At 70.5% G+C, this 21,591-nt stretch carries 21 protein-coding genes; 15 read left to right on the top strand and 6 right to left on the bottom strand.

Annotation, left to right across the window (positions count from 1 at the left end; all coding sequences use genetic code 11):
- Positions 1 to 104 precede the first annotated feature (104 nt).
- The 5 genes from fbaA (at position 105) to V1351_RS00845 (ending at position 4,309) form a co-directional block, all read left to right on the top strand.
- A complete protein-coding gene (gene fbaA, locus V1351_RS00825; protein ID WP_338749799.1) occupies positions 105 to 1,139 on the top strand; it encodes a class II fructose-bisphosphate aldolase in 1,035 nt (344 codons plus the stop codon).
- Positions 1,136 to 1,540 carry a DUF3151 domain-containing protein gene (locus V1351_RS00830; protein WP_422389013.1) on the top strand — a complete coding sequence of 135 codons (405 nt, stop codon included), beginning with the start codon at positions 1,136 to 1,138 and terminating at the stop codon, positions 1,538 to 1,540. Before fbaA ends, V1351_RS00830 begins: the two co-directional genes overlap by 4 nt.
- A gap of 247 nt (positions 1,541 to 1,787) precedes the next feature.
- Complete coding sequence (locus V1351_RS00835; protein WP_338749803.1) at positions 1,788 to 2,567, top strand: helix-turn-helix transcriptional regulator; 780 nt, start codon at positions 1,788 to 1,790, stop codon at positions 2,565 to 2,567.
- A gap of 95 nt (positions 2,568 to 2,662) precedes the next feature.
- Positions 2,663 to 3,952: an adenylosuccinate synthase gene (locus tag V1351_RS00840; RefSeq protein ID WP_338749805.1), complete on the top strand. Its 1,290-nt coding sequence runs from the start codon at positions 2,663 to 2,665 to the stop codon at positions 3,950 to 3,952.
- 177 nt (positions 3,953 to 4,129) lie between these two features.
- Positions 4,130 to 4,309, top strand: a complete 180-nt coding sequence (locus V1351_RS00845) for a DUF5302 domain-containing protein (protein WP_185990885.1) — start codon at positions 4,130 to 4,132, stop codon at positions 4,307 to 4,309.
- A gap of 64 nt (positions 4,310 to 4,373) precedes the next feature.
- On the opposite strand, the gene V1351_RS00850 is transcribed toward V1351_RS00845, so the two are convergent.
- Positions 4,374 to 6,566 carry a HelD family protein gene (locus V1351_RS00850; RefSeq protein ID WP_338749809.1) on the bottom strand — a complete coding sequence of 731 codons (2,193 nt, stop codon included), beginning with the start codon at positions 6,564 to 6,566 and terminating at the stop codon, positions 4,374 to 4,376.
- 381 nt (positions 6,567 to 6,947) lie between these two features.
- Between V1351_RS00850 and purD the strand changes: the two genes are divergently transcribed.
- The 5 genes from purD to V1351_RS00875 all read left to right on the top strand — a co-directional run bounded on the left by purD (position 6,948) and on the right by V1351_RS00875 (position 12,044).
- Complete coding sequence (gene purD, locus V1351_RS00855) at positions 6,948 to 8,243, top strand: phosphoribosylamine--glycine ligase (protein ID WP_338749811.1); 1,296 nt, start codon at positions 6,948 to 6,950, stop codon at positions 8,241 to 8,243.
- A gap of 152 nt (positions 8,244 to 8,395) precedes the next feature.
- Complete coding sequence (locus tag V1351_RS00860; protein WP_338749813.1) at positions 8,396 to 8,812, top strand: hypothetical protein; 417 nt, start codon at positions 8,396 to 8,398, stop codon at positions 8,810 to 8,812.
- 57 nt (positions 8,813 to 8,869) lie between these two features.
- A complete protein-coding gene (locus tag V1351_RS00865; protein ID WP_338749815.1) occupies positions 8,870 to 9,826 on the top strand; it encodes a phosphoribosylaminoimidazolesuccinocarboxamide synthase in 957 nt (318 codons plus the stop codon).
- Positions 9,827 to 9,949: 123 nt separating this feature from the next.
- A complete protein-coding gene (locus tag V1351_RS00870) occupies positions 9,950 to 11,503 on the top strand; it encodes a fatty acyl-CoA synthetase (protein WP_338749817.1) in 1,554 nt (517 codons plus the stop codon).
- 1 nt (position 11,504) lies between these two features.
- Positions 11,505 to 12,044, top strand: coding sequence for a DUF1697 domain-containing protein (locus V1351_RS00875; RefSeq protein ID WP_338749819.1), 540 nt, complete (start codon positions 11,505 to 11,507; stop codon positions 12,042 to 12,044).
- Positions 12,045 to 12,118: 74 nt separating this feature from the next.
- Here V1351_RS00875 and V1351_RS00880 read toward each other — a convergent pair whose 3' ends face one another.
- Positions 12,119 to 13,177, bottom strand: coding sequence for a class I SAM-dependent methyltransferase (locus V1351_RS00880; protein WP_338749821.1), 1,059 nt, complete (start codon positions 13,175 to 13,177; stop codon positions 12,119 to 12,121).
- Positions 13,178 to 13,308: 131 nt separating this feature from the next.
- Here V1351_RS00880 and V1351_RS00885 point away from each other — a divergent pair, with 131 nt between their 5' ends.
- From V1351_RS00885 to V1351_RS00905, 5 genes are all read left to right on the top strand, one after another.
- Positions 13,309 to 13,995 carry a winged helix-turn-helix transcriptional regulator gene (locus V1351_RS00885; RefSeq protein WP_338749823.1) on the top strand — a complete coding sequence of 229 codons (687 nt, stop codon included), beginning with the start codon at positions 13,309 to 13,311 and terminating at the stop codon, positions 13,993 to 13,995.
- A gap of 148 nt (positions 13,996 to 14,143) precedes the next feature.
- On the top strand, positions 14,144 to 14,434 hold the full coding sequence (purS, locus tag V1351_RS00890; RefSeq protein ID WP_338749825.1) for a phosphoribosylformylglycinamidine synthase subunit PurS: 291 nt from the start codon (positions 14,144 to 14,146) through the stop codon (positions 14,432 to 14,434).
- Positions 14,431 to 15,102 (top strand): phosphoribosylformylglycinamidine synthase subunit PurQ, encoded by a 672-nt coding sequence (gene purQ, locus V1351_RS00895; protein ID WP_338749827.1) that lies wholly within the window; start codon positions 14,431 to 14,433, stop codon positions 15,100 to 15,102. The genes purS and purQ overlap by 4 nt, the downstream gene beginning before the upstream one ends.
- Positions 15,099 to 17,381: a phosphoribosylformylglycinamidine synthase subunit PurL gene (gene purL / locus V1351_RS00900; RefSeq protein ID WP_338749829.1), complete on the top strand. Its 2,283-nt coding sequence runs from the start codon at positions 15,099 to 15,101 to the stop codon at positions 17,379 to 17,381. Before purQ ends, purL begins: the two co-directional genes overlap by 4 nt.
- A gap of 2 nt (positions 17,382 to 17,383) precedes the next feature.
- Positions 17,384 to 18,049 carry an HAD family hydrolase gene (locus V1351_RS00905; protein WP_338752424.1) on the top strand — a complete coding sequence of 222 codons (666 nt, stop codon included), beginning with the start codon at positions 17,384 to 17,386 and terminating at the stop codon, positions 18,047 to 18,049.
- Positions 18,050 to 18,123: 74 nt separating this feature from the next.
- On the opposite strand, the gene V1351_RS00910 is transcribed toward V1351_RS00905, so the two are convergent.
- From V1351_RS00910 to V1351_RS00925, 4 genes are all read right to left on the bottom strand, one after another.
- Complete coding sequence (locus V1351_RS00910) at positions 18,124 to 18,885, bottom strand: amino acid ABC transporter ATP-binding protein (RefSeq protein WP_422388990.1); 762 nt, start codon at positions 18,883 to 18,885, stop codon at positions 18,124 to 18,126.
- Positions 18,882 to 19,667, bottom strand: a complete 786-nt coding sequence (locus V1351_RS00915; protein WP_338749833.1) for an amino acid ABC transporter permease — start codon at positions 19,665 to 19,667, stop codon at positions 18,882 to 18,884. The genes V1351_RS00910 and V1351_RS00915 overlap by 4 nt, the downstream gene beginning before the upstream one ends.
- Before the next feature lie 62 nt (positions 19,668 to 19,729).
- The gene (locus V1351_RS00920) at positions 19,730 to 20,521 is read right to left on the bottom strand and encodes a basic amino acid ABC transporter substrate-binding protein (protein WP_338749835.1); all 792 of its coding nucleotides are present in this window, start codon (positions 20,519 to 20,521) and stop codon (positions 19,730 to 19,732) included.
- 202 nt (positions 20,522 to 20,723) lie between these two features.
- On the bottom strand, positions 20,724 to 21,545 hold the full coding sequence (locus V1351_RS00925) for a spermidine synthase (RefSeq protein ID WP_338749837.1): 822 nt from the start codon (positions 21,543 to 21,545) through the stop codon (positions 20,724 to 20,726).
- Positions 21,546 to 21,591 lie beyond the last annotated feature (46 nt).

Consider the following 21,591-nt stretch of genomic DNA (forward strand, 5'->3'; position numbering starts at 1 on the left):
GGACCGACGTCGTACCCGCGCGTAGGTTCCGGCCACATCCCCCGGGCCGCCGATGATCTGGGAGGATCATGACCAAGACCACCCCAGCACGCCAGGAGGCTGTCATGCCCATCGCTACTCCCGACGTCTATCGCGACATGCTCGATCGAGCGAAGGCCGGCTCCTTCGCCTATCCCGCGATCAACGTGACCTCGAGCCAGACGCTCAACGCCGCCATCCGCGGTTTCGCCGAGGCCGGGAGCGACGGCATCGTGCAGGTCTCGACCGGCGGTGGCGAGTACCTGTCCGGGCCGACGATCAAGGACATGGTCACCGGCTCGCTCGCCCTCGCCGCGTACGCGCACGAGGTCGCCAAGAACTACGACGTCAACATCGCGCTGCACACCGACCACTGCCCCAAGGACAAGCTCGATGGCTTCGTGCGTCCGCTCATCGCGGCGAGCAAGGAGCGTCGGGACGCCACGGGGCTGCCGATCTTCCAGTCGCACATGTGGGACGGCTCGGCGGTCGAGCTGCACGAGAACCTCTCCATCGCCCAGGAGCTGCTCGAGCTCGCTGCTGCAGCCGACATCATCCTCGAGGTCGAGATCGGCGTCGTCGGCGGCGAGGAGGACGGTGTCGCCCACGACATCAACGACAAGCTCTACACCACCCCCGGCGACACCCTCGACATGGTCGAGGCGCTCGGCCTCGGCGAGAAGGGCCGGTACATGGCCGCGCTGACCTTCGGCAACGTGCACGGCGTGTACAAGCCGGGCAACGTCAAGCTGCGCCCGGAGATCCTCAAGCAGTGCCAGGACGCCGTCACCGAGAAGTACGGCACGGACAAGGGTGAGCGCCCGCTCGACCTCGTCTTCCACGGAGGCTCGGGCTCGAGCCCGCAGGAGATCTCCGATGCGGTCGACTACGGCGTGGTGAAGATGAACGTCGACACCGACACCCAGTACGCCTTCACCCGCCCGGTCGCGGGCTGGATGCTGGAGAACTACACCGGCGTGCTGAAGATCGACGGCGAGGTCGGCAACAAGAAGAAGTACGACCCACGGGCCTGGGGCAAGGAGGCCGAGGCGTCGATGGCGGCCCGTGTCGTCGAGGCCTGCGAGAACCTGCGCTCGGCCGGGACGTCGGTGAAGGCCTGATGGACAACCTGCTGAGCATCCCCGAGACCATGCTCCCCGAGGACCCCGCGGCCGCCCGGATCGACGCCGGGGAGGACCCCGCGAGCGTGGCGGCGGACCTGCCTTCGTCCTCCCTGCCGTGGGCGGTCCTCGCCGAGAGGGCGCTCGATGGCGGCCGGAGCATCGAGGGCTACGCCTACGCCCGCACCGGCTACCACCGCGGGCTGGACTCCCTGCGCCGCGCCGGCTGGAAGGGGCAGGGGCCGGTGCCGTGGTCGCACGAGCCCAATCGCGGTTTCCTCAGGGCGCTGGGGGCCCTCTCCCAGGCGGCCGGTGAGATCGAGGAGACCGAGGAGGAGCAGCGCTGTCGCACCTTCCTCGTCGACTCCTCGCCCGAGGCCGCCCAGCAGCTGCTCGGGTAGCGATCCGACCCGCTGGTCGGGGTGCGTCCGTCCTCGGTCTCACCCCGACACCACGACGAAGGGCGTCACGACCGTGGTGGTCGTGACGCCCTTCGCCATCGGTCCGGCGTCCCCCGTCCGGAGAGTGTTGGGGGGCGCCGTGACAGCCCCCTGTAACCGTCGTCGGCGCCCCCGCGCAGACACCATTATGCCGTACGTCACCCTCGAGCAGCGGCACCTAACGGCCAGTGGCACTATCCTGCCGATCATGTCCCCCACGTCCGACTCCGACGAGCCGCTGCGGCGGCTGGAGGCGTACCTCGCCGAGGATGCGGCCCGGGTGGACGAGGCGCGTGGTCGACTGGCCGACATCGGTGACGCACTGATGACCTTGCGGGCCCGCATGCACAACATCGACATCGGTGACGACCCGGGCGTGCAGGTGCTCACCCACGAGGTGGCCGCCCCGATGATCGATCGCGTCGCAGGAGGGGTCGACCGGGTCGACAACGTCATGCTGTCGATCGATGTCGGTGCGGGCACCGAGCACGTCAACGCCCGCAACGAGCTCACCCGCGCCGCCGCGGGGCAGCGGCAACGCACGCTGGTGCATCCCTCCGTGCTCGAGGCCGACCTCGGGCGCAGCCAGCTCGCGGCCAGTCGGGAGGCCGGCCAGCAGCAACGGGTCACCGACCAGCTGGGGACCGAGTTCCTCGTCCTCGGCGAGGAGGCCCTGGTCACGCTCTCCGTCTGGGGCGACCCGCACTCGCCGTACGTCTTCATCCGCAACCCGGCCCTGGTGGCCTGCTTCGCCGCGTGGTTCGACCTGCTGTGGAGCCGGGCGCCGGAGATCAAGACCCCTGCCTGGCGCTCCGACGAGGCACTGGTGCGGATGCTCGCCCTCGGGACGAAGGACGAGATGATCGCCCGCACCCTGCACGTGGGGCTGCGCACCGTGCGCCGTCGGGTGGCGAGGCTGATGGACCAGTACGGGGTGGACACCCGCTTCCAGCTGGGCGCCGCCCTCGAGCGCGACGGCCGGTTGTGACCTCCGGTCGGTAGACTGTCCCGGTCAGCAGCCGCGGGGGTGCCCGCGGCTCAGTGTTGTCGAGTCCCGCTCGTGAGGGTGGGCGAGGAGGACCGATGCCGGCGATCGTGCTGATCGGGGCCCAGTGGGGCGACGAGGGCAAGGGCAAGGCCACCGACCTGATGGGCAGCGACGTCGACTACGTCGTGAAGTTCAACGGTGGCAACAACGCCGGGCACACGGTCGTCATCGACGGTGAGAAGTATGCGCTCCACCTGCTGCCCTCCGGCATCCTCACCCCAACCGTCATCCCGGTCATCGGCAACGGCGTCGTCGTCGACCTGGAGGTCCTCTTCGAGGAGTTGGAGGGTCTCCAGGCCCGCGGGGTCGACGTCTCGAAGTTGCGCCTCAGCGCCAACGCACACCTCATCCCGCCGTACAACCGCACCCTGGACAAGGTCACCGAGCGATTCCTGGGCAAGCGCAAGATCGGGACGACCGGCCGCGGTATCGGCCCGACCTACGCCGACAAGATGAACCGCGTCGGCATCCGGGTGCAGGACATCTTCGACGAGGGGATCTTGCGGCAGAAGGTCGAGGCCGCGCTCTCCCTGAAGAACCAGGTGATGGTCAAGATCTACAACACCCGGGCCGCCGATGTGGACGCCGTCGTCGAGGAGCTGCTCTCCTACGCCGACCGGCTGCGTCCGATGGTGGTCGACACCAGCCTCGAACTGGAGCAGGCGCTCGACGCGGGCCAGAACGTCCTGCTCGAGGCGGGCCAGGCGACACTGCTGGACGTCGACCACGGCACCTACCCCTTCGTCACCTCGTCCTCGGCCACCGCCGGCGGCGCATGCACCGGCTCCGGCATCCCGCCGACCCGGGTCAGCCGGGTCATCGCGATCCTCAAGGCCTACTCCACCCGTGTGGGCGAGGGCCCTTTCCCGACCGAGCTCTTCGATGACGACGGGGAGTTCCTGCGCTCGACGGGGCACGAGTACGGCACGACGACCGGTCGCCCGCGTCGCACCGGCTGGCTCGACGCCGTCGTCGGGCGCTACGCGACCCGCATCAACGGGGTCACCGACTTCGTCATCACCAAGCTCGACGTGCTCACCGGGCTGGAGCGCGTGCCGATCTGCGTCGCCTACGAGATCGACGGCGAGCGGGTCGAGCAGATGCCCGTCAACCAGTCCGATGTGCACCACGCGCGCCCGATCTACGAGAACCTCGACGGCTGGTCGGAGGACATCACCGGCTGCCGGACCTTCGAGGAGCTGCCGGCCAACGCGCAGGCGTACGTCCTGCGGGCCGAGGAGCTCATCGGTGCCCGGGTCTCGGCCATCGGTGTCGGCCCCGGACGCGACGAGATCATCCAGCGCCACCGTCTCCTCGACACCTGACGAACGCCCTCGACCACGGGTCGATGTCTCCTTGCGTGCCGGGGCGCGCGGTGCCGCATCGACCGGGCGAAGGGGGAGGGTGACCGCGGGAAAATCCGTTGCCGGCCCCCCTTCGCCCTGCCATGGTGGGTGCAGGCAGCGCAGCAGCGGTGCCGACCGGCGACGAAGGGAGGTCCCATGGGCACGCACGAGAGCGCACCCGAGGACATGAAGGCGAAGTTCCGGGAGGCGCTGGAGAAGAAGCAGTCGCACGGCGGGGCAGATGTCTCGCCCCACGGCGCCCGTGGCAAGGTCGGCGGCGCACACGACGCCGAGACCAGCGGCGCCCAGCAGATGTTCCGCCGCAAGAGCGGCTGACCGACCCTCCCGACAGGACGGCCCCCGGAGCGCGTTGTTCCGGGGGCCGTCCGGGAGCCGGCCCTCAGTCGGCCGGGCGCAGCACCGTCATGCGGTGGGCGGCACGGGTGAGCACGACGTAGAGGATGCGTGCGCCACCGGGCGACTCGTCGACGATCGCGTCGGGGTCGACGACGAGCGTGCCGTCCCACTCCAGGCCCTTCGTCGACAGCGGGTCGATGACCGTGACCCGCCCCTCGTAACCGTCGGCGAGATCCGCGACGGCCTTCGCGTGCCGCTGCGGGGTGATGACCGCGATCGAGCCCTCGACCTCCCGGGCGAGGTCGGTCAGCGCCTGCTCGGCAACCGTGCCGACGCCGGGGCGTGTGGTCTCCAACGCGTCTGCGAAGGTCACCTCGATCGGCTGCACCCCGGTCTCGCGGACGGCGTCGGGGATGTCCGCATCAGGGACGGCCGGGAGGATCACGGCACGTGCGTAGTCGAAGATCTCCTGTGCGTTGCGGTAGTTCGTCGTCATGTGGAAGGACTGCCGTTGCTGGGTGCCGTAGGCCTCCAGCCGGGCGCGGTCGGCCTCGGCGGCGTCCTGCCAGGATGCCTGGGCGACGTCGCCGACGACGGTCCACGACGCCCGACGACCGCGGCGCCCGATCATCCGCCACTGCATCGGCGAGAGGTCCTGGGCCTCGTCGACGAGCACGTGTGCGTACTCCTCCGCCGGGCCGATCGTGTCGTGCAGCAGGCGCTCGCGGGCGCTGGTCGGGCTGAGGTGGTGCTCGACGAGTGGTTCCCTGATCGCCGATCCCATGGCCCGCAGCTCCTCGACCCCGTCCATCTCCTCGACCTCGAAGAAGGAGCGCTCCTCGGGGGCCTCGCGCTCGATCGGGCCCAGCCGGACCGACAGCTCGTCGATCAGGGCGACGTCGGCGACGGTCCAGGTGCCCAGCTCGAGCGCCTCGCGGGTGGCGTGCGCCAGCGCGGCGGCATCGCCCTGGCTGAGCACGGACCGGCAGACGTCATAGGCCAGCTCGGTGTCCTCGAGCCACAGCAGGGCCTCGCGCGGGTCGATCTGCGGCCACCACTGACCGAGGAAGGTGTCGACGGCCATCGAGCTGTCGAAGGCCTCGAGGAAGTCCTCGCGCTCGCCCTCACGCACCTGGCGCCAGGCGGCGTCGGCGAGCAGCTCGCGTACCGCATTGGTCGCCTGGTTGCGGGTGCGGTCGCGCAGCGCCCGGCGACGGATGTCGGCCAGCGTCTCCTCGTCGAGGTGGACCGCCTGCCCGTCGACCATGACGCGCAGGCTCGTCGGGGCGTCGGGGACGGCCATCGCCGCCAACCGCTTGAGCACGGTGCGCATCTGCAGCGATCCCTTGAGCGCGGCGACCTCGGGTGGGTCGTGCCGCACCGCGGTGATGACGTCGACGACGTCGCCGAGCGAGCGCAGGGTCACCGAGTCCTCGCCGAGCGAGGGGAGGACCCGCTCGATGTAGGCCGTGTAGGCCGAGGACGGGCCGATGACGAGGATGCCGCCGGACTCGTAGCGCCGACGGTTGGCGTAGAGCAGGAAGGCGGCGCGGTGCAGGGCCACGACGGTCTTGCCCGTGCCGGGGCCGCCGGTGATCTCGGTGATGCCGCGGTCGGTCGCCCGGATGGCCTCGTCCTGGTGGGCCTGGATGGTCGCGACGATGTCGCGCATCTGCTGCCCGCGGCTGCGGGTCAGTGCCGCCAGCAGCGCGCCGTCGCCGACGACGACCATGTCGTCCGGTGCCTCGGGCACCATGAGGTCGTCCTCGACGCCGATGACCTCCTCACCGCGGCTGCGCAGCACGCGGCGGCGGATGACGCCCAGGTTGTTGCCGGGGGTCGCACGGTAGAAGGGTGACGCGGCCGGGGCACGCCAGTCGATGACGAGCGGCTCGTAGTCGTCGTCGCGCACACCGAGGCGGCCGATGTAGCGGATCTCTCGCTCGTCGTCAGCATCCTCCAGGTCGAGGCGGCCGAAGACGAGGCCCTCGTGCTGGCGCTCGAGGTGCGCCTGACGACGAGCGGCGTTGTAGACCAGTGCATCGCGCTCGAAGAGCCCGGACATCTCCTCGTCCCGCACGTCGCCGGTACGCGAGGTGCGGCCCCGGGAGAGGCCGTCCACGGCGACGAGCTCGGCTCTTTCGCCGGCCTTGGCCAGTTCGGTGTTCACGCGGTCGAGGTGCTGCTGCTCGATGGCGATCTCGGCAGCGACGGCGTCGACATGGGTGTCGGTCACGGTGGAGTCCTGCTCCCCTCCAACTCGGGCAGAAGGAGAGAGTCTAGTTGCCGGGGTGGGGTGCCGAGGACGCGGTCCCCCCGGCACGGGCCGGGCCGCGCGGACACGATTCGACGTGTTCCTGTTCGACACGGACGGCAGCGCTTGATTTCACCTTCATCCAGATGCCAGTATCGATCAGTCGGCCACGGCCGATGGTCGCGCGGTCGGTGTCCCCCCCCTGATGTCCGGACCGGCGACCTCGGGGCGCAGCACGCGACAGACCCCCCTGCCTGCCGCGAGCTGCGCCCCACCTGTGTCTCCGTGGCCGCTCGGCCCACTGCCCGCAGTGCCCGCGAGACCCGCGACCGCCGGGACCCCGGGTCTCGTAGGCTCACCCCCGTGAAGGTTCTCGTCATCGGCTCCGGCGCCCGCGAGCACGCCCTGGTGCGTGCCCTGACCCACGACCCCACCGTGGATGCCGTCATCGCCGCCCCCGGCAACCCCGGTACCGACGTGCTCGCGCTCAACGAGCCGGTCGACGCCGACGACCCCGAGGCAGTCGTGGAGCTGGCCCGGCGACACACCGTCGACCTCGTCGTCATCGGACCCGAGGCCCCGCTCGTCGCCGGGGTCGCCGATGCCTTGCGCGAGAGCGGGATCCGCTGTTTCGGGCCGAGCGCTGCCGCCGCTCGCCTCGAGGGCAGCAAGGCCTACGCCAAGGAGGTCATGGCCGCCGCCGGCGTACCCACCGGCCTCGCGCGGGTGTGCACGACCCAGGACGAGCTGGCCGAGGCCCTCGACGCGTTCGGAGCGCCCCACGTCGTCAAGGACGACGGTCTCGCCGCCGGCAAGGGGGTCGTGGTCACCGATGACCGTGAGGTCGCCGTGGAGCACGGCACGAGCTGCATGACGAAGGGGGGCGACGCCACCGTGGTCATCGAGGAATACCTCGACGGGCCCGAGGCGAGCCTCTTCTGCATCTGTGACGGTCAGCGGGTGGTCGCGCTGGACCTCGCGCAGGACTTCAAGCGCATCTTCGACGGCGACGAGGGGCCGAACACCGGGGGCATGGGCGCCTACAGCCCGCTGGCCTGGGCCCCGGAGGGGCTCGTCGACGATGTCGTCGCCCGGGTCGCGCAGCCAGTGGTCGACGAGATGGCCCGGCGGGGGACCCCCTTCGTCGGGGTGCTGTACGTCGGCCTCGCCCTGACCTCCCGCGGCCCGCGGGTCATCGAGTTCAACGTGCGCTTCGGCGACCCGGAGACGCAGGCAGTCCTCGCCCGCCTCGACTCGCCGCTCGGCGTGCTCCTCGCCGCCGCCGCGGACGGGGCGCTCGACGACCACGGGCCGCTGCACTGGCGCCCCGAGTCCGCGGTGACCGTCGTGCTGGCCGCCGAGGGCTACCCGGCGTCGCCGGCCACCGGGGTCGAGATCGACGGCCTGCAGGAGCTCGCCGCGAGCGACCTGGCCGAGCACGTCCACGTGCTCCACGCCGGGACGCGGATCGACCCCGAGGACGAGGTGCCACAACTCGTCTCCTCCGGTGGCCGCGTGCTCTCGGTCGTCGCCCTCGGGGACGACCTCGGTCAGGCGCGCGAGCGTGCCTACGAGGCCGTCGAGCGGATCGACTTCCCGGGCAGCCACCATCGCACCGACATCGCCCTGCGGGCCTCACGCGGCGAGATCCGCGCCTGAGCCGCGCTCGTGGGTGAGTGCCCCGCCTCGCGGGTGAGCCATCAGCGTGTCGACCTCCACCCGCGAGGCCACGGAGACCAGACGGAAGCGACGCACCCGCCACCGCCGGGACGGCTCGCGTCGGCGGCTGCCCAACGGGTAGAAGGAACCGCATGGACGAAGCACACCGCAGACCATCGGCGGCCGACGACCGCACGATCGAGGCGCTCGGCAAGCTGTCGGAGGCCTTCGAGGTGGTCGAGGAGGCCCGGGGGCTCCTCTACGCCTTCCACCGACGGTGCGGGAGGGCCGACCTGACGCTCGGGGAGGCGGTGAGCCTGCTGCACAACTCCGGCCACACCGACCTGGCCGACGACCTCCGGCGGACACTCGTGGGACGCAACGTGCTCCCCGACCGGTGGAGCTACGAGGTGGTCGAGGAGTACGACGCCACCTACTACGAGCCGTTCCGTGCGGCCGAGGTCGCCGCACGCGAGGAACTCGCCGAGGGCAAGCGGCACGTCTTCGAGGCCGAGATGAAGGCGCGTGAGCGGCAGGACGGGCCCGGCGACGACACGGGGGACGGGTGAGCGTCGCTCCTCGCTCCCGTCGAGGAACTCAGGGGGACCTCCTGCGAAGATGACCCCATGACGAGTGACGCTCCCCTCGACCTGCCCGGCCACGCCCACCTCTACTCGGGCAAGGTGCGCGATCTGTACGCGCCGCTGGGGCAGGACGGGACGCCTCGGGAGGACCAGCTGCTGCTGGTCGCCAGCGACCGGATGTCGGCCTACGACTTCGTGCTCGACACCCCGATCCCCGACAAGGGCGCGGTGCTGACGCAGATGTCGTTGTGGTGGTTCGAGCAGGTTGCCGACCTCGTGCCGCACCACGTCGTCTCCACCGAGGTGCCCGGTGCCGTCGCCGGCCGGGCCGTCCTCGTCGAGCGCCTCGACATGCTCCCCGTGGAGTGCGTCGCCCGCGCCTACCTCACCGGCGGCGGCCTGAACGAGTACCGCTCCACCGGCGCGGTCAGCGGGATCGACCTGCCCGAGGGCCTCGTCGACGGGTCCCGCCTGCCGGCACCGATCTTCACCCCGTCCACCAAGGCGCCCGCCGGCGAGCACGACGAGCCGATCCCCTTCGCCGGGGTCGTCGACGAGGTCGGCCAGGCGCTCGCCGAGCGCGCCCGCGACCTCACCGTGGCGATCCTGCAGCGCGGCAACGGGATCGCCACCGAGCGCGGGATCATCCTCGCCGACACCAAGGTCGAGTTCGGCCTGCGCGGCCTCGAGCTGGGCGACGGGGAGGACCCGGGTGCCGCGATCCGCTCCCGGGGGGCGGATGCCGAGATCGTCCTGGCGGACGAGCTGCTCACGCCGGACTCCTCACGCTTCTGGCCGGTCGACCAGTGGGAGCCGGGTCGGCAGCAGCCGAGCTTCGACAAGCAGTTCGTCCGCGACTGGCTGACCTCCCCCGCGAGCGGGTGGGACAAGGGCTCCGGTGAGGCGCCCCCTTCGCTCCCGGAGGACGTCGTCGAGCAGACCCGTGCGAAGTACGTCGAGGCCTACGAGCGGCTCACGGGGCAGACCTTCGCCGCCTGAGGGTGTGCACAAAGAGGACTCAGGCAGCAATCCGGCCGGATTTCTCGGGGGGTCGGCAGGCCGGAGTCCCTTCAGTGCACGTTGGCCCTTTCGCAGGGACACTGCTCCGGGCAGACTGCGGCCATGTCGACGAGGACGCAGATGGCCACCGCCCGCGCGAACGGACTGGGGGAGGTGCTGCGTCGCAGCGCAGCCCGCTTCCGGGACAGGGCCGCGATCATCGACGGGGAGACCCGCCTGAGCTATCGCGAGTTCGACGACCTGTGCACGCGCGTCGCCGCCGGCCTGGCCGGTCACGGGATCAACCCCGGTGATCGCGTGGCGCTGCTCAGCCGAAACTCCGCGGACTTCGCCGCCATCGCCTGGGGCGCCGCGCGTCTCGGCGTCATCCTCGTGCCGATCAACTTCATGCTCACCGCCGACGAAGTCGGCTACATCGTCGGACACAGCGAGCCGGTCGCCTTCCTCACGCAGCCGGAGTTCGTGGACACCGCCACCGAGGCCATCGCCGCGAGCGGTCGGGCGGTGCCCACGCTCATCGTCACCGGGGAGGCGAAGGGGGAGTGGGCCCCCTTCGCCGACCTCGCCGCAACCGACCCGACCGGCTGGACCCCGCCGGTCATCGCCGACGACGACCCGATCCGCCTGATGTACACCTCCGGCACCGAGTCCCGCCCCAAGGGCGCGCTGCTGACCTCACGCGCCCTGCAGGCCGAGTACCTCAGCGCGATCATCGACGGCGGGATGACCGGCGACGACATCGACCTGCACACCCTGCCGCTCTACCACTGCGCCCAGCTGGACTGCTTCCTCGGCCCGGACCTGATGCTCGGCGCGACGAGCATCATCCTGCCCGCGCCGGACCCGGCGACCGTGCTCGCGACGATCGCCGAGCACCGGGTGACGAAGTACTTCGCGCCGCCGACGGTGTGGATCTCGCTGCTGCGCCACCCGGACTTCGACGCCACCGACCTGTCGAGCCTGCGCAAGGGCTACTACGGCGCCTCGCCGATGCCGGTGGAGGTCCTGGGGGAGATCCAGCAGCGCCTGCCGGACGTGGACCTGTGGAACTTCTACGGCCAGACCGAGCTGGCGCCGGTCGCGACGATCCTGCCGCCGCACGAGCAGCTGACCCACGCGGGGTCGGCCGGATTCCCGGTGCTCAACGTCGAGACCCGCCTCGTCGACGACGACGGCGTCGAGGTCCCTGTCGGCGAGATCGGGGAGGTCGTCCACCGCAGCCCGCAGATCGCCGCCGGCTACTGGCGCGACGGGGAGAAGACCGCGGAAGCCTTCCGGGGTGGCTGGTTCCACTCCGGGGACCTGGCGATCGCGGACGAGGACGGCCGGATCACGATCGTCGACCGCAAGAAGGACATGATCAAGTCCGGTGGGGAGAACGTCGCCTCCCGCGAGGTCGAGGAGGCGATCTACGCCCACCCGGACGTCGCCGAGGTCGCGGTCTTCGCGCTGCCCGACCCGAAGTGGGTCGAGGCGGTCACCGCGACCGTCGTCGCCAAGGAGGGCTCGGAGCTGACGGTCGCCGCGATCGAGGAGCACTGCGCCGGGGTGCTCGCGCCCTTCAAACGGCCCAAGCGGATCGAGATCGTCGCCGAGCTGCCGAAGAACCCCAGCGGCAAGATCCTCAAGCGTCAGCTGCGGGAGCAGCTCAGCTGAGATGCCCGCCTACGTCGCCTTCCTGCGCGCCATCAACCTCGGCGCCAAGCGGAAGTTCCCCAAGGCCGACCTGCAGCGCGTCGCCGAGTCGGTCGGCACCGGTGTGCAGGTGCACCTCAACACCGGCAACGTGCTGCTGACGAGCCGACAGCGCTCGTCCGCCGCGGTGGCGCGCACCCTCGAGGAGGCATTCGTGGCAGACCGAGGCTTCGAGGTGCCCACGATCGTGCTCGCCCTCCCGGAGCTGGGCCGGGTCGTGGCCGATGCCGAGGAGGTGGCGGGGCAGGCCCCCTTCGCCGTCGGGGCGCACTACGTCTCCTTCCTCAAGGAGGAGCCGAGCGCGGAGGCGCTCGCGGCCTTCACCGCACGGGAGGCGAAGGGGGAGAGCGCCGTGGTCCGCGGCGCCACCGTGCACCTCCTGGTCGCCGAGGGCGGGGCATACCACTCCGCGAAGCTCCCCGGTCGCGTCGAGAAGGACCTGGGCGCAGCCACCAATCGCAACCTCACCGTCGTCGCCGAGCTCGCCCGGCGCTGGGGCTGAAACGGCTGCCCGACCCCAGTGGGTGGAGGTACGAGCGTGCGTCCGGGAGAGCGCGAATACCTCGACCCGCACGATCACGCGGGACGGCGGCCGTAGGTCACCGCGTGCACCGGACTCAGCCGGAACCACCCCATGTCGGTGAATCCGTGCCGGGTCAGCAGTTCGTCGTAGGCGGACCGAGGCAGGAGCTGGTCGTCGATCTGGGCCTCGAAGAACTGCACCCCGGACATCAGTTGGCCCGGCACGGAGCGCAGCCCCTCGTCGCTGTCCGGGAAGGGGAAGTCGGAGATGACGAACCAGCCGCCCGGCTTCAGCGCTGCCAGCACTCGGTCGGTGACCCGGTCGATGTCGCGGCACTCGTGCATCGAGATGTTGTTGATGACGACGTCCACCGGCTCCTCGAGCGTCATCTCCTCGAGCGGGCTGACCAGGAGCTCGACGCGGTCGCAGAGACCGGCGACCTCAACCGCGGACCCGGCCCGCTCGATGGAGTGGGCGTCACCGTCCACGCCCACGACGCTCGCCCGCGGGTAGGCCCTCGCCAGCCGGACCACGCCGGCCCCGGACCCGCAGGCGGTGTCCAGGACGCGGCCACCGGTGCGCAGGACGTCCTCCACCCCGGGCACCTGCGCCAGCCCGGCGGTGAGTAGGCGCGTGTAGAACGGCCGACCCGTACCCTCGACGCAGGCGATCCACCCGGGGCTCGTCTCGTCCCACCACATCCGCTCGCCGGTGGTCAGGGTGTCGGCGAACCGCCCGAACATCTCGTACTGGCCCACCGTTGCGACCATGGCGCCGAGATGGGCGGGCGAGTCCTCGTCGAAGAGCAGGGTCTCCACGTGCGCAGCCAACGCGTAGCCCCCTTCGTGCCGCTCCAGCACGCCGGCGCCGAAGGCGGCCCGGCACCAGACGGCCACGTACAGGTCGTCCATGCCGAGCCGCTCCGCCAGCTCGTCGGGTGTCAGCGATGGCGTGGTGGCAATGCCGCGCAGCAGCCCCGACTCCAGCCCCACCTGGATCACGCGGGTCGCCATGTACCCGGCGAGGTGCCCCAGCAGCGTCCCTGCCTGCTCCGGCAGCGTCGGCGCGTCGTCCCCGGTATTCGTCGGTGTCGTCGATCCTGTGGTTGTCATGACCGGATCCCTTGAGTGGTGTGTACCTGCCTCTCCCAACGGTGTCTCACCCACGAGCCGGCCGATAGTTCTGGATCTGTACCGGACCCGCGCACGCGCGTAGCCTGAAGCGGTCGGAGGAGGCGAGTCCCATGGCGGGATACGGCCAGTTCTGCCCCATCGCCAAGACGATGGAGGTGCTCGACGAGCGGTGGACCGTGCTGATCGTGCGAGAGCTGCTGTGCGGGAGCCACCACTTCAACGAGCTCCGCCGGGGCGTGCCCAAGATGTCGCCCGCGCTGCTGTCCAAGCGCCTGCGCGGCCTCGCCAGGGCCGGCATCGTGGTGCGTCTGGACGAGGGCAACCGCATCCGGTACGAGCTGACTCCCGGCGGGAGGGCGTTGGAGCCGGTGGTCATGGCCCTCGGCGCGTGGGGCGTGCAGTGGCGCAGCCGACTCGGCGAGGAGGACTACGACCCGACGCTGCTGATGTGGGACGTGCACCGCAACCTCGATCTGGCGCAGATGCCCACCGGGCGGGTGGTGCTGGGCTTCCGCTTCCCGGACGTCGAGGCGGCCCACCGGGAGTGGTGGATCGTCGTGGCGGCCGGCGCCGTCGACCTGTGCGACTTCGACCCGGGCTTCCCCGTCACCGTGGGCGTGGAGGCCGACCTGCCGACCTTGGTGCACATCTGGCGTGGGGACCGCACCTGGGCGGCGGCACTGCGTCGGGGCGACCTGAGGCTCGAGGGCTCCGCCGAGGCGAGGGGAGCCCTACCTCGGTGGCTCACGCTCTCCCGCTTCGCGTCGGTGCCGCGGGAGGCTCCGGTCGGCGGATGATCCTCGACGGCGTGGCCGCGGTTGCGAGCTGCGACCGACGGACCCGAGGCCCTCCGCTGAGGGGACTCGCACCTCGAGCGACGGGGGGCGTGCGGCGCCAACTAGACTCTCGGGCGGACCCACCCCCTTCGCCCTCAGGAGACACCCCGTGGGACGCATCGTCGTCGACGTCATGCTCAAGCCCGAGATCCTCGACCCCCAGGGGCAGGCCGTGCGCGGCGCGCTGCCGCGCCTGGGTCTGAACCAGTTCACCGACGTGCGGCAGGGCAAGCGTTTTGTCCTGTCCGTCGACGGCCCGGTCACCGAGGCGCACCTGACCAGCGCTCGCGAGGCCGCCGAGACCCTGCTGTCCAACCCGGTCATCGAGGACGTCGTCAACGTCCACGAGCTGACCTCGGACGAGCCGGAGCAGGCTCCGATCACCGGGGCGGGCGCGTGAAGATCGGCGTCATCACCTTCCCGGGCAGCCTCGACGACGCCGACGCCCGCCGCGCCGTGCGCATCGCCGGCGGCGAGGCCGTGGCCCTCTGGCACGGCGACGCCGACCTCCGCGGCGTCGACGCCGTCGTCATCCCCGGCGGCTTCTCCTACGGCGACTACCTGCGCGCCGGGGCCATCGCCCGCTTCGCGCCGGTCATGGGCGAGGTCATCACGGCAGCGAAGGGGGGACTGCCGGTCCTGGGGATCTGCAACGGATTCCAGGTCCTCACCGAGTCCCACCTGCTGCCCGGTGCGATGATCCAGAACGACCACCGCAGGTTCCTCTGCCGCGACCAGGTCCTGCGCGTGGAGAACGCCGCGACCGCCTGGACCAGCGGGTACGAGTCCGACCAGGAGATCACCGTCGTGCTGAAGAACCAGGACGGACAGTTCGTCGCCGACCGGGACACCCTGGATCGCCTCGAGGGGGAGGGGCGGGTCACCTTCCGCTACGTCGGGATCAACCCCAACGGCTCCGCCCGCGACATCGCCGGGATCAGCAACGAGCGCGGCAATGTCGTCGGCCTCATGCCCCACCCCGAGCACGCCGTCGAGGAGGGCTTCGGCCCGGGCCTGGACGGACGCACCGTCTTCACGTCCGTCCTCGAGCAGGTGGTGTCCGCATGACCGAGCAGACCATGAGCACGCTGGACACCGTCACCCGGGCCGGCGCCACCCCGGACGCCGAGCAGCCGTGGGCAGATCTGGGCCTCAAGCAGGACGAGTACGAGCGCATCCGCGACATCCTCGACCGCCGCCCGACCAGTGCCGAGCTGGCGATGTACTCGGTCATGTGGTCCGAGCACTGCAGCTACAAGTCCTCCAAGATCCACCTGAAGCGCTTCGGTGACCTGCCCAGCGAGACCCCGCTGGGCAGGACCCTCGCCGGGATCGGCGAGAACGCCGGCGTCATCGACATCGGCCAGGGCTGGGCGGTGACCTTCAAGGTCGAGTCGCACAACCACCCGAGCTACGTCGAGCCCTACCAGGGTGCGGCCACCGGCATCGGCGGCATCGTCCGCGACATCATGGCGATGGGTGCCCGCCCGGTCGCGGTGATGGACCCCCTTCGCTTCGGGGCGATCGACCACCCGGACACCGCGCGGGTGCTGCCCGGCGTCGTCAAGGGCATCGGCGGCTACGGCAACTCCCTGGGTCTGCCCAACATCGGCGGCGAGGTCGTCTTCGACGACTGCTACCAGGGCAACCCGCTCGTCAATGCGCTGTGCGTCGGCAAGCTGCGCCACGAGGACCTCCACCTGGCCAACGCATCGGGCACCGGCAACAAGGTGATCCTCTTCGGCGCCAAGACCGGCGGCGACGGGATCGGCGGTGTCTCCGTGCTCGCCTCCGAGTCCTTCGACGAAGGGGGACCCACCAAGCGTCCCGCCGTCCAGGTCGGTGACCCCTTCGCCGAGAAGGTCCTGATCGAGTGCTGTCTCGACCTCTACGCCGCGGGCGTCGTCGAGGGTATCCAGGACCTGGGCGGTGGTGGCCTGTCCTGCGCCACCTCGGAGCTCGCCTCCGCCGGCGACGGCGGCATGCACGTCGAGCTCGACCGCGTCCCGCTGCGCGACTCCACGCTCTCCCCCGAGGAGATCCTCATGTCCGAGTCGCAGGAGCGGATGATGGCGATCGTCGCGCCCGACAAGCTCGACGCCTTCCTGTCGATCACCGGCCACTGGGACGTCGAGGCAGCCGTCCTCGGCGAAGTCACCGACGGCGACAACCTCGTCATCACCTGGCACGGCGAGACCATCGTCGACGTCGAGCCCGGCACCGTCGCCCACGAGGGCCCGGTCTACGACCGTCCGATCGCCCGGCCCGAGTGGCTCGACGCGGTTCGGGCCGACTCGAGCTCATCCCTTCCCCGTCCGGACGACCCGGGCGCCACCCTGCTCGACCTGCTCGCCTCGCCCAACCTGTGCGACAAGTCCTGGGTCACCAACCAGTACGACCGCTACGTCCTGGGCAACACTAAGTCGGCCACGCCCCACGACTCCGGCGTCGTGCGCATCGACGAGGAGTCCGGGCTCGGCGTCGCGGTCTCCACGGACTGCAACGGCCGCTTCGGTCGGCTCGACCCCTACGCCGGGGCGCAGCTGGCCCTGGCCGAGTCCTACCGCAATGTCGCGACGTCCGGCGCCCTGCCCCTGGCCGTCACCGACTGCCTCAACTTCGGCTCGCCGGAGGACCCGGGCGTGATGTGGCAGTTCGAGCGGTCCGTGGCCGGTCTCTTCGACGCCTGCCTGGAGCTGGGGATCCCGGTCACCGGCGGCAACGTCTCCTTCTACAACCAGACCGGGGACATCGCGATCCACCCGACCCCCGTGGTCGGGGTGCTCGGCGTCCTCGACGACGTGGCCACCTCGGTGCGTTCCGGCTTCGGCGAGAAGGGGGAGGTCGTCCTCCTTCTCGGGGAGACAAGGGACGAGCTCGACGGCGGCGAGTGGGCCAACGCCGTCCACGGCCACCTCGGCGGGCGACCGCCGAAGGTCGACCTGGCTGCGGAGAAGGCGCTCGCGGAGTTCTTCGTCGACGCCGTCCGTCGCGGGTTGCTGACCAGCTCGCACGACCTGTCCGACGGCGGCCTGGCGGTCGCCCTCGCGGAGTCCGTGCTCCACGGGGGCACCGGCGCCTCCCTCGACCTGTCCCCGGTCCTCGACCGGGACGGCATCGACGCCTTCACCGCGCTCTTCTCCGAGTCCACGGCCCGTGCGCTGGTGACGGTCTCCTCCGAGGCCGACCTCGCCGAGGTCCTCGGTGTCGCCGAGACCCACGGCGTACCGGTGGCGCGGCTCGGGGTCACCGATGGCACCGGTCTGCGTGTCAAGGACGTCCTGCAGCTCCCGCTCGACAAGATGCGCACGGCCCACACGGGCACGATGAGCCGGTACTTCGGGTGAGCATGGCGGGGTCCGGGTGGCTGGTCGTCTTCGACTGCGACGGCGTGCTCGTCGACAGCGAGCGACTGAACGTGCAGACGTGGACGGCGATGATGCTCGACGCGGGGATCGACTTCACCGAGGACGACGCCGTCCACACCTTCGTCGGCAAGGCCTATGCGGACAACCGGGTCACGATCGCCGAGATGATCGATTCCGTCCCGGACCCCGAGTGGGAGGCGAAGTGGCGCGCCGAGTTCGCGCGCAGCCACGAGCGGCTCGAGCCCATCGTGGGCGCCCGGGAGGCCGTCGTCGCGGTGCGGGACGTCGGTCACGCCGTGTGTGTCGCCTCGGGCTCGATCTGGCGGGCCATCGGCAGCAAGTTGACCACCGCCGGCCTGACCGACCTCTTCCCCGAGGAGTCCCGGTTCAGCGCCGAGCAGGTCGAGCGTGGCAAGCCCGCCCCGGACGTCTTCCTCGCGGCCGCGGAGTCGATGGGCTACGCGCCGCAGCGGTGCGTCGTCGTCGAGGACAGCCGGGCCGGGGTGGAGGCCGCCCGGGCGGCCGGCATGACCGTGGTCGGGTACCACAGCGACATCATCCCCGTCGACTGGCTGGAGCACTCAGACGCGATCATCGACGACATGGCCGACCTGCCCTCGGTGGTCGCTCGACTGACCCACACCTGACCCCGGGACGCAGAAACCGAGGGTGGACGTGGGTACGACGTCCACCCTCGACTTCTGCGTCTGGGGTCGCTGCGTCAGAGCACCTTGGACAGGAAGTCCCGGGTGCGCGTCTCCTGCGGGTTCGACAGGATCTCTCGCGGGTCGCCGTGCTCCACGACGACGCCGCCGTCCATGAAGACCAGACGGTCACCGACCTCGCGGGCAAAGCCCATCTCGTGGGTGACGACCATCATCGTCATCCCCTCGTTGGCCAGCGTGCGCATGACCTCCAGGACGTCGCCGACGAGCTCGGGATCCAGGGCGCTGGTCGGCTCGTCGAAGAGCATCATGTCCGGGTCCATCGACAGGGCCCGAGCGATGGCGATGCGCTGCTGCTGACCACCGGACAGCTGCGCCGGGTAGGCGCTCTCGCGGCCGGCCATGCCCACCTTCTCCAGGTTGCGTCGGGCGACCTCCTCGGCCTCGGCCTTCGAGCGACCCTTGACCCGCCGCTGGGCCAACGTCAGGTTGCGCAGGACGGTCAGGTGCGGGAAGAGGTTGAACTGCTGGAAGACGATGCCGATCCGGGTGCGCACCGCCGCGAGGTCCGTTTCCGGGTCGGTGATGTCGACACCCTCGATGAGGATGGTCCCGCTCGTGGGTTCCTCGAGGCGGTTGACGCAACGCAGCAGCGTCGACTTGCCCGAGCCGGAGGGGCCGATCACGCACACGACCTCTCCTTGGTCGACGTGGAAGTCGATACCCGTGAGCACCTCGTTCTTGCCGAAGGACTTGTGCAGATCCCGCACGGCGATGGCGGGAGTGTCGACGCGGTCGTCGGTGGTCACCTCGATCACTGTCCCCTCTTCTGGCGTCGTTCCATGTGGGCCACCAGCTGGGTCAGCGGCACCGTGATGACCAGGTATCCCAGGGCAGCCAGGAACAGCGGCGTCGGGCTGGCCGTCTGCGAGGTCAGATCGCGCCCGAAGGTGGTCAACTCGCGGTCACCCAGAGCCATGCCGGCGGCGAAGAGCAGTGAGGTGTCCTTGATGATGATGACCAACTCGTTGGTCAGCGGTGGGGTGATGATCCGAAAGGCCTGCGGCAGCACGACCGAGACCATGGTCCAACTCGGGCTCATTCCCAGGGACTCGGCAGCCTCGATCTGCCCCTTCGGGACGGCTTGGATGCCGGCCCGGATGGTCTCGGCGATGTAGGCCGCCGAGACGATGATCAGGGCCAGCAGGCCGGCTCCGATGCTGCCACCCGGGGGCCGCCAGGCGAAGGCGATCGGGACGGCGAAGGCGAAGCCGAAGATCACCAGCAGGGCGGGCAGACCGCGGAAGAGCTCGATGTACCCGGTGGCGACCCAGCGGTAGGGGGCGACCGGCGAGAGCTTCATCAGGGCAAGGACCAGACCGAGGGCCAGGCCGCCCAAAAAGGCGATGAAGGTGTAGACGACCGTGTTCTTCGCTGCGGTCGTCACGATCTCCGGCCAGGACGCCTTGGCGGCGCCCGGGTCGAGAAAACTCGTACGTACGGCCTCCCAGTCGGCGACGATGACGACAAGGACCACCGCAACGACGAAGACGGCGTAGAGGGTGCCGCGGAACAGGCGTCTGCGGGTGGAGGGTTTCACACGTGGACCTTCCGATGGTCAGGGACGACGGTGGCCCGGCCAGGGGCCGGGCCACGGGCACCTCACTTCTCGGTGAAGTACGTGTCGTAGAGCTCGTCGTACGTGCCGTCCTCGCGGAGGGTGGCGAGTTGCTCGTTGACCGCCTCGAGCAGCTTCTCGGCTCCCTCTTCCTTCACGGCGAAACCGTACTGCTCGTCGGTGTCGTACTCCTCGACGATGGTGAAGGCACCCTCCTGGGTGTGCAGCAGGTTCACCGGCAGATCCTGCAGGACGGCGTCGACACCGCCGGACTGCAGCGCCGGGAACAGCTCGGCGTCGCTCGGGTAGGCCGTGTTCTTGGCGCCCTCGGGGACGTTCTCCTTGGCGTACTTCTGCCCGGTGGTGCCCTGCTGGACGCCGACGGTCTTGCCGGCCAGGTCCTCGATGGACTTGATGTCGGAGTCCTCCGGTACGAGCAGTGACTGGAGCGAGTCGTAGTAGGGCTCGGAGAAGTCGAGGTTCTTCTCCCGCTCCTCAGTGATCGTCATCGCGCTGGCGCCGATGTCGCAGGTGCCAGCGGCCAGGGCGGACCCGCTCTGCAGGCCGTCGAAGCCGACGTCCTTGATCGCCAGTTCGAGATCGAGTCCGGAGGCGATCTCGCTCATCAGGTCCATGTCGAAGCCGGTGTACTCCCCGTCCTCCTCGAACTCGAAGGGCGGATACGGGATGTCCGAGCACACCGTGAGGGACCCGGACTGGATGAGACCGAGGCCGGCGTCGTCGCCGCCGCCCTCGGAGTCGTCACTGCTGCCGCCGCAGGCCGTCAGGGCCAGTGCGGAGGCTGCGATGAGAGCGAGAGCACGGTGAGACCGCATCGAGTGTTCCTTTCAGTCAGCGTCGGAAGGGTCGCACTGGCGAGGAGTTCAACAGTCCACATCGTCGTGCGCCGACGGGCGCGAGACTACCAAGCACGAGTCCCGGACAGATCACGAATGAGTCTCTATCTCAACCGCACGTGTCGGGGTCGTTGTCGGTGTACCCCACCCGCAGCCGCCGGCATGCCCGGGCGGGGAGCAGTCAGCGCGTTCGCCAGACTCCCGGGTCGGGTGCCGCCGGCGAAGGGCGGGCGTCACCGTCGGTGATCGGCGTGCCGCCGTTGGTGCGCCGGGTCAGCTCTGCCCCGGCCAGCACGCCCGAGGGGAAGGGCCACCGGCCCACCTGCCGGCGCACCTCGTCGGCGTCGACGGTCCCGAGCGAGGCGATCAGGACGGTGTTGCCGTAGCGCCGTCCCTTCATCACGTCCCGCATCGCGACCAGGGCGAGCGACCCTCCGGGGGCGAAGGCCTCCCGCAGTCCCGCGGCGACGTCCTTGACGTGCCTCCACCCCGGCTCGTCCGGGCAGTTCATGGCGACGAACCCGTCCGGACGCAGCACGCGGGCGACCTCCGTGAAGAACTCGAGCGTCTGCAGGTCGGGCGGGACCCTCCCTTCGTCGAAGGCATCGACCAGGACCACGTGCGCGGAGTCGTCCTTGAGGGCCGCAACCCCGGGTCGGCCCAGCTGGGGCCGCACCCGGATCCGGTGCCCGCGCGGCAGGGGAAGCTCCGCACGCACCGCGGCGGTCACCTGCTCGTCCGGCTCGAGCACGATCTGGGGGGAACCCGGACGGGTGGCGTGCACCCAGCGCGGCATGCTCAGCCCGGCGCCACCGACGTGGGTGACCCCGATCGGGTCGGAGCCGGGGAAGGCCGCATCGATCGCGGCCGCCATGTGCTGCACGTACTCGAAGACGAGGTGCTCTGGGTCCGCGAGATCGACATGGCTCTGCGGGTGCCCGTCACGCATCACCGTCACCCCGCCGTGCTCGTCCGGCACGAACTCGATCTCCGCCTCAGTCACGCCCTCGATCCTCCCCCATACGACGTGCTGCTGGCTCCAGTTCGTA

Source organism: Janibacter sp. A1S7, assembly GCF_037198315.1.
GTDB classification, from domain to species: domain Bacteria; phylum Actinomycetota; class Actinomycetes; order Actinomycetales; family Dermatophilaceae; genus Janibacter; species Janibacter alittae.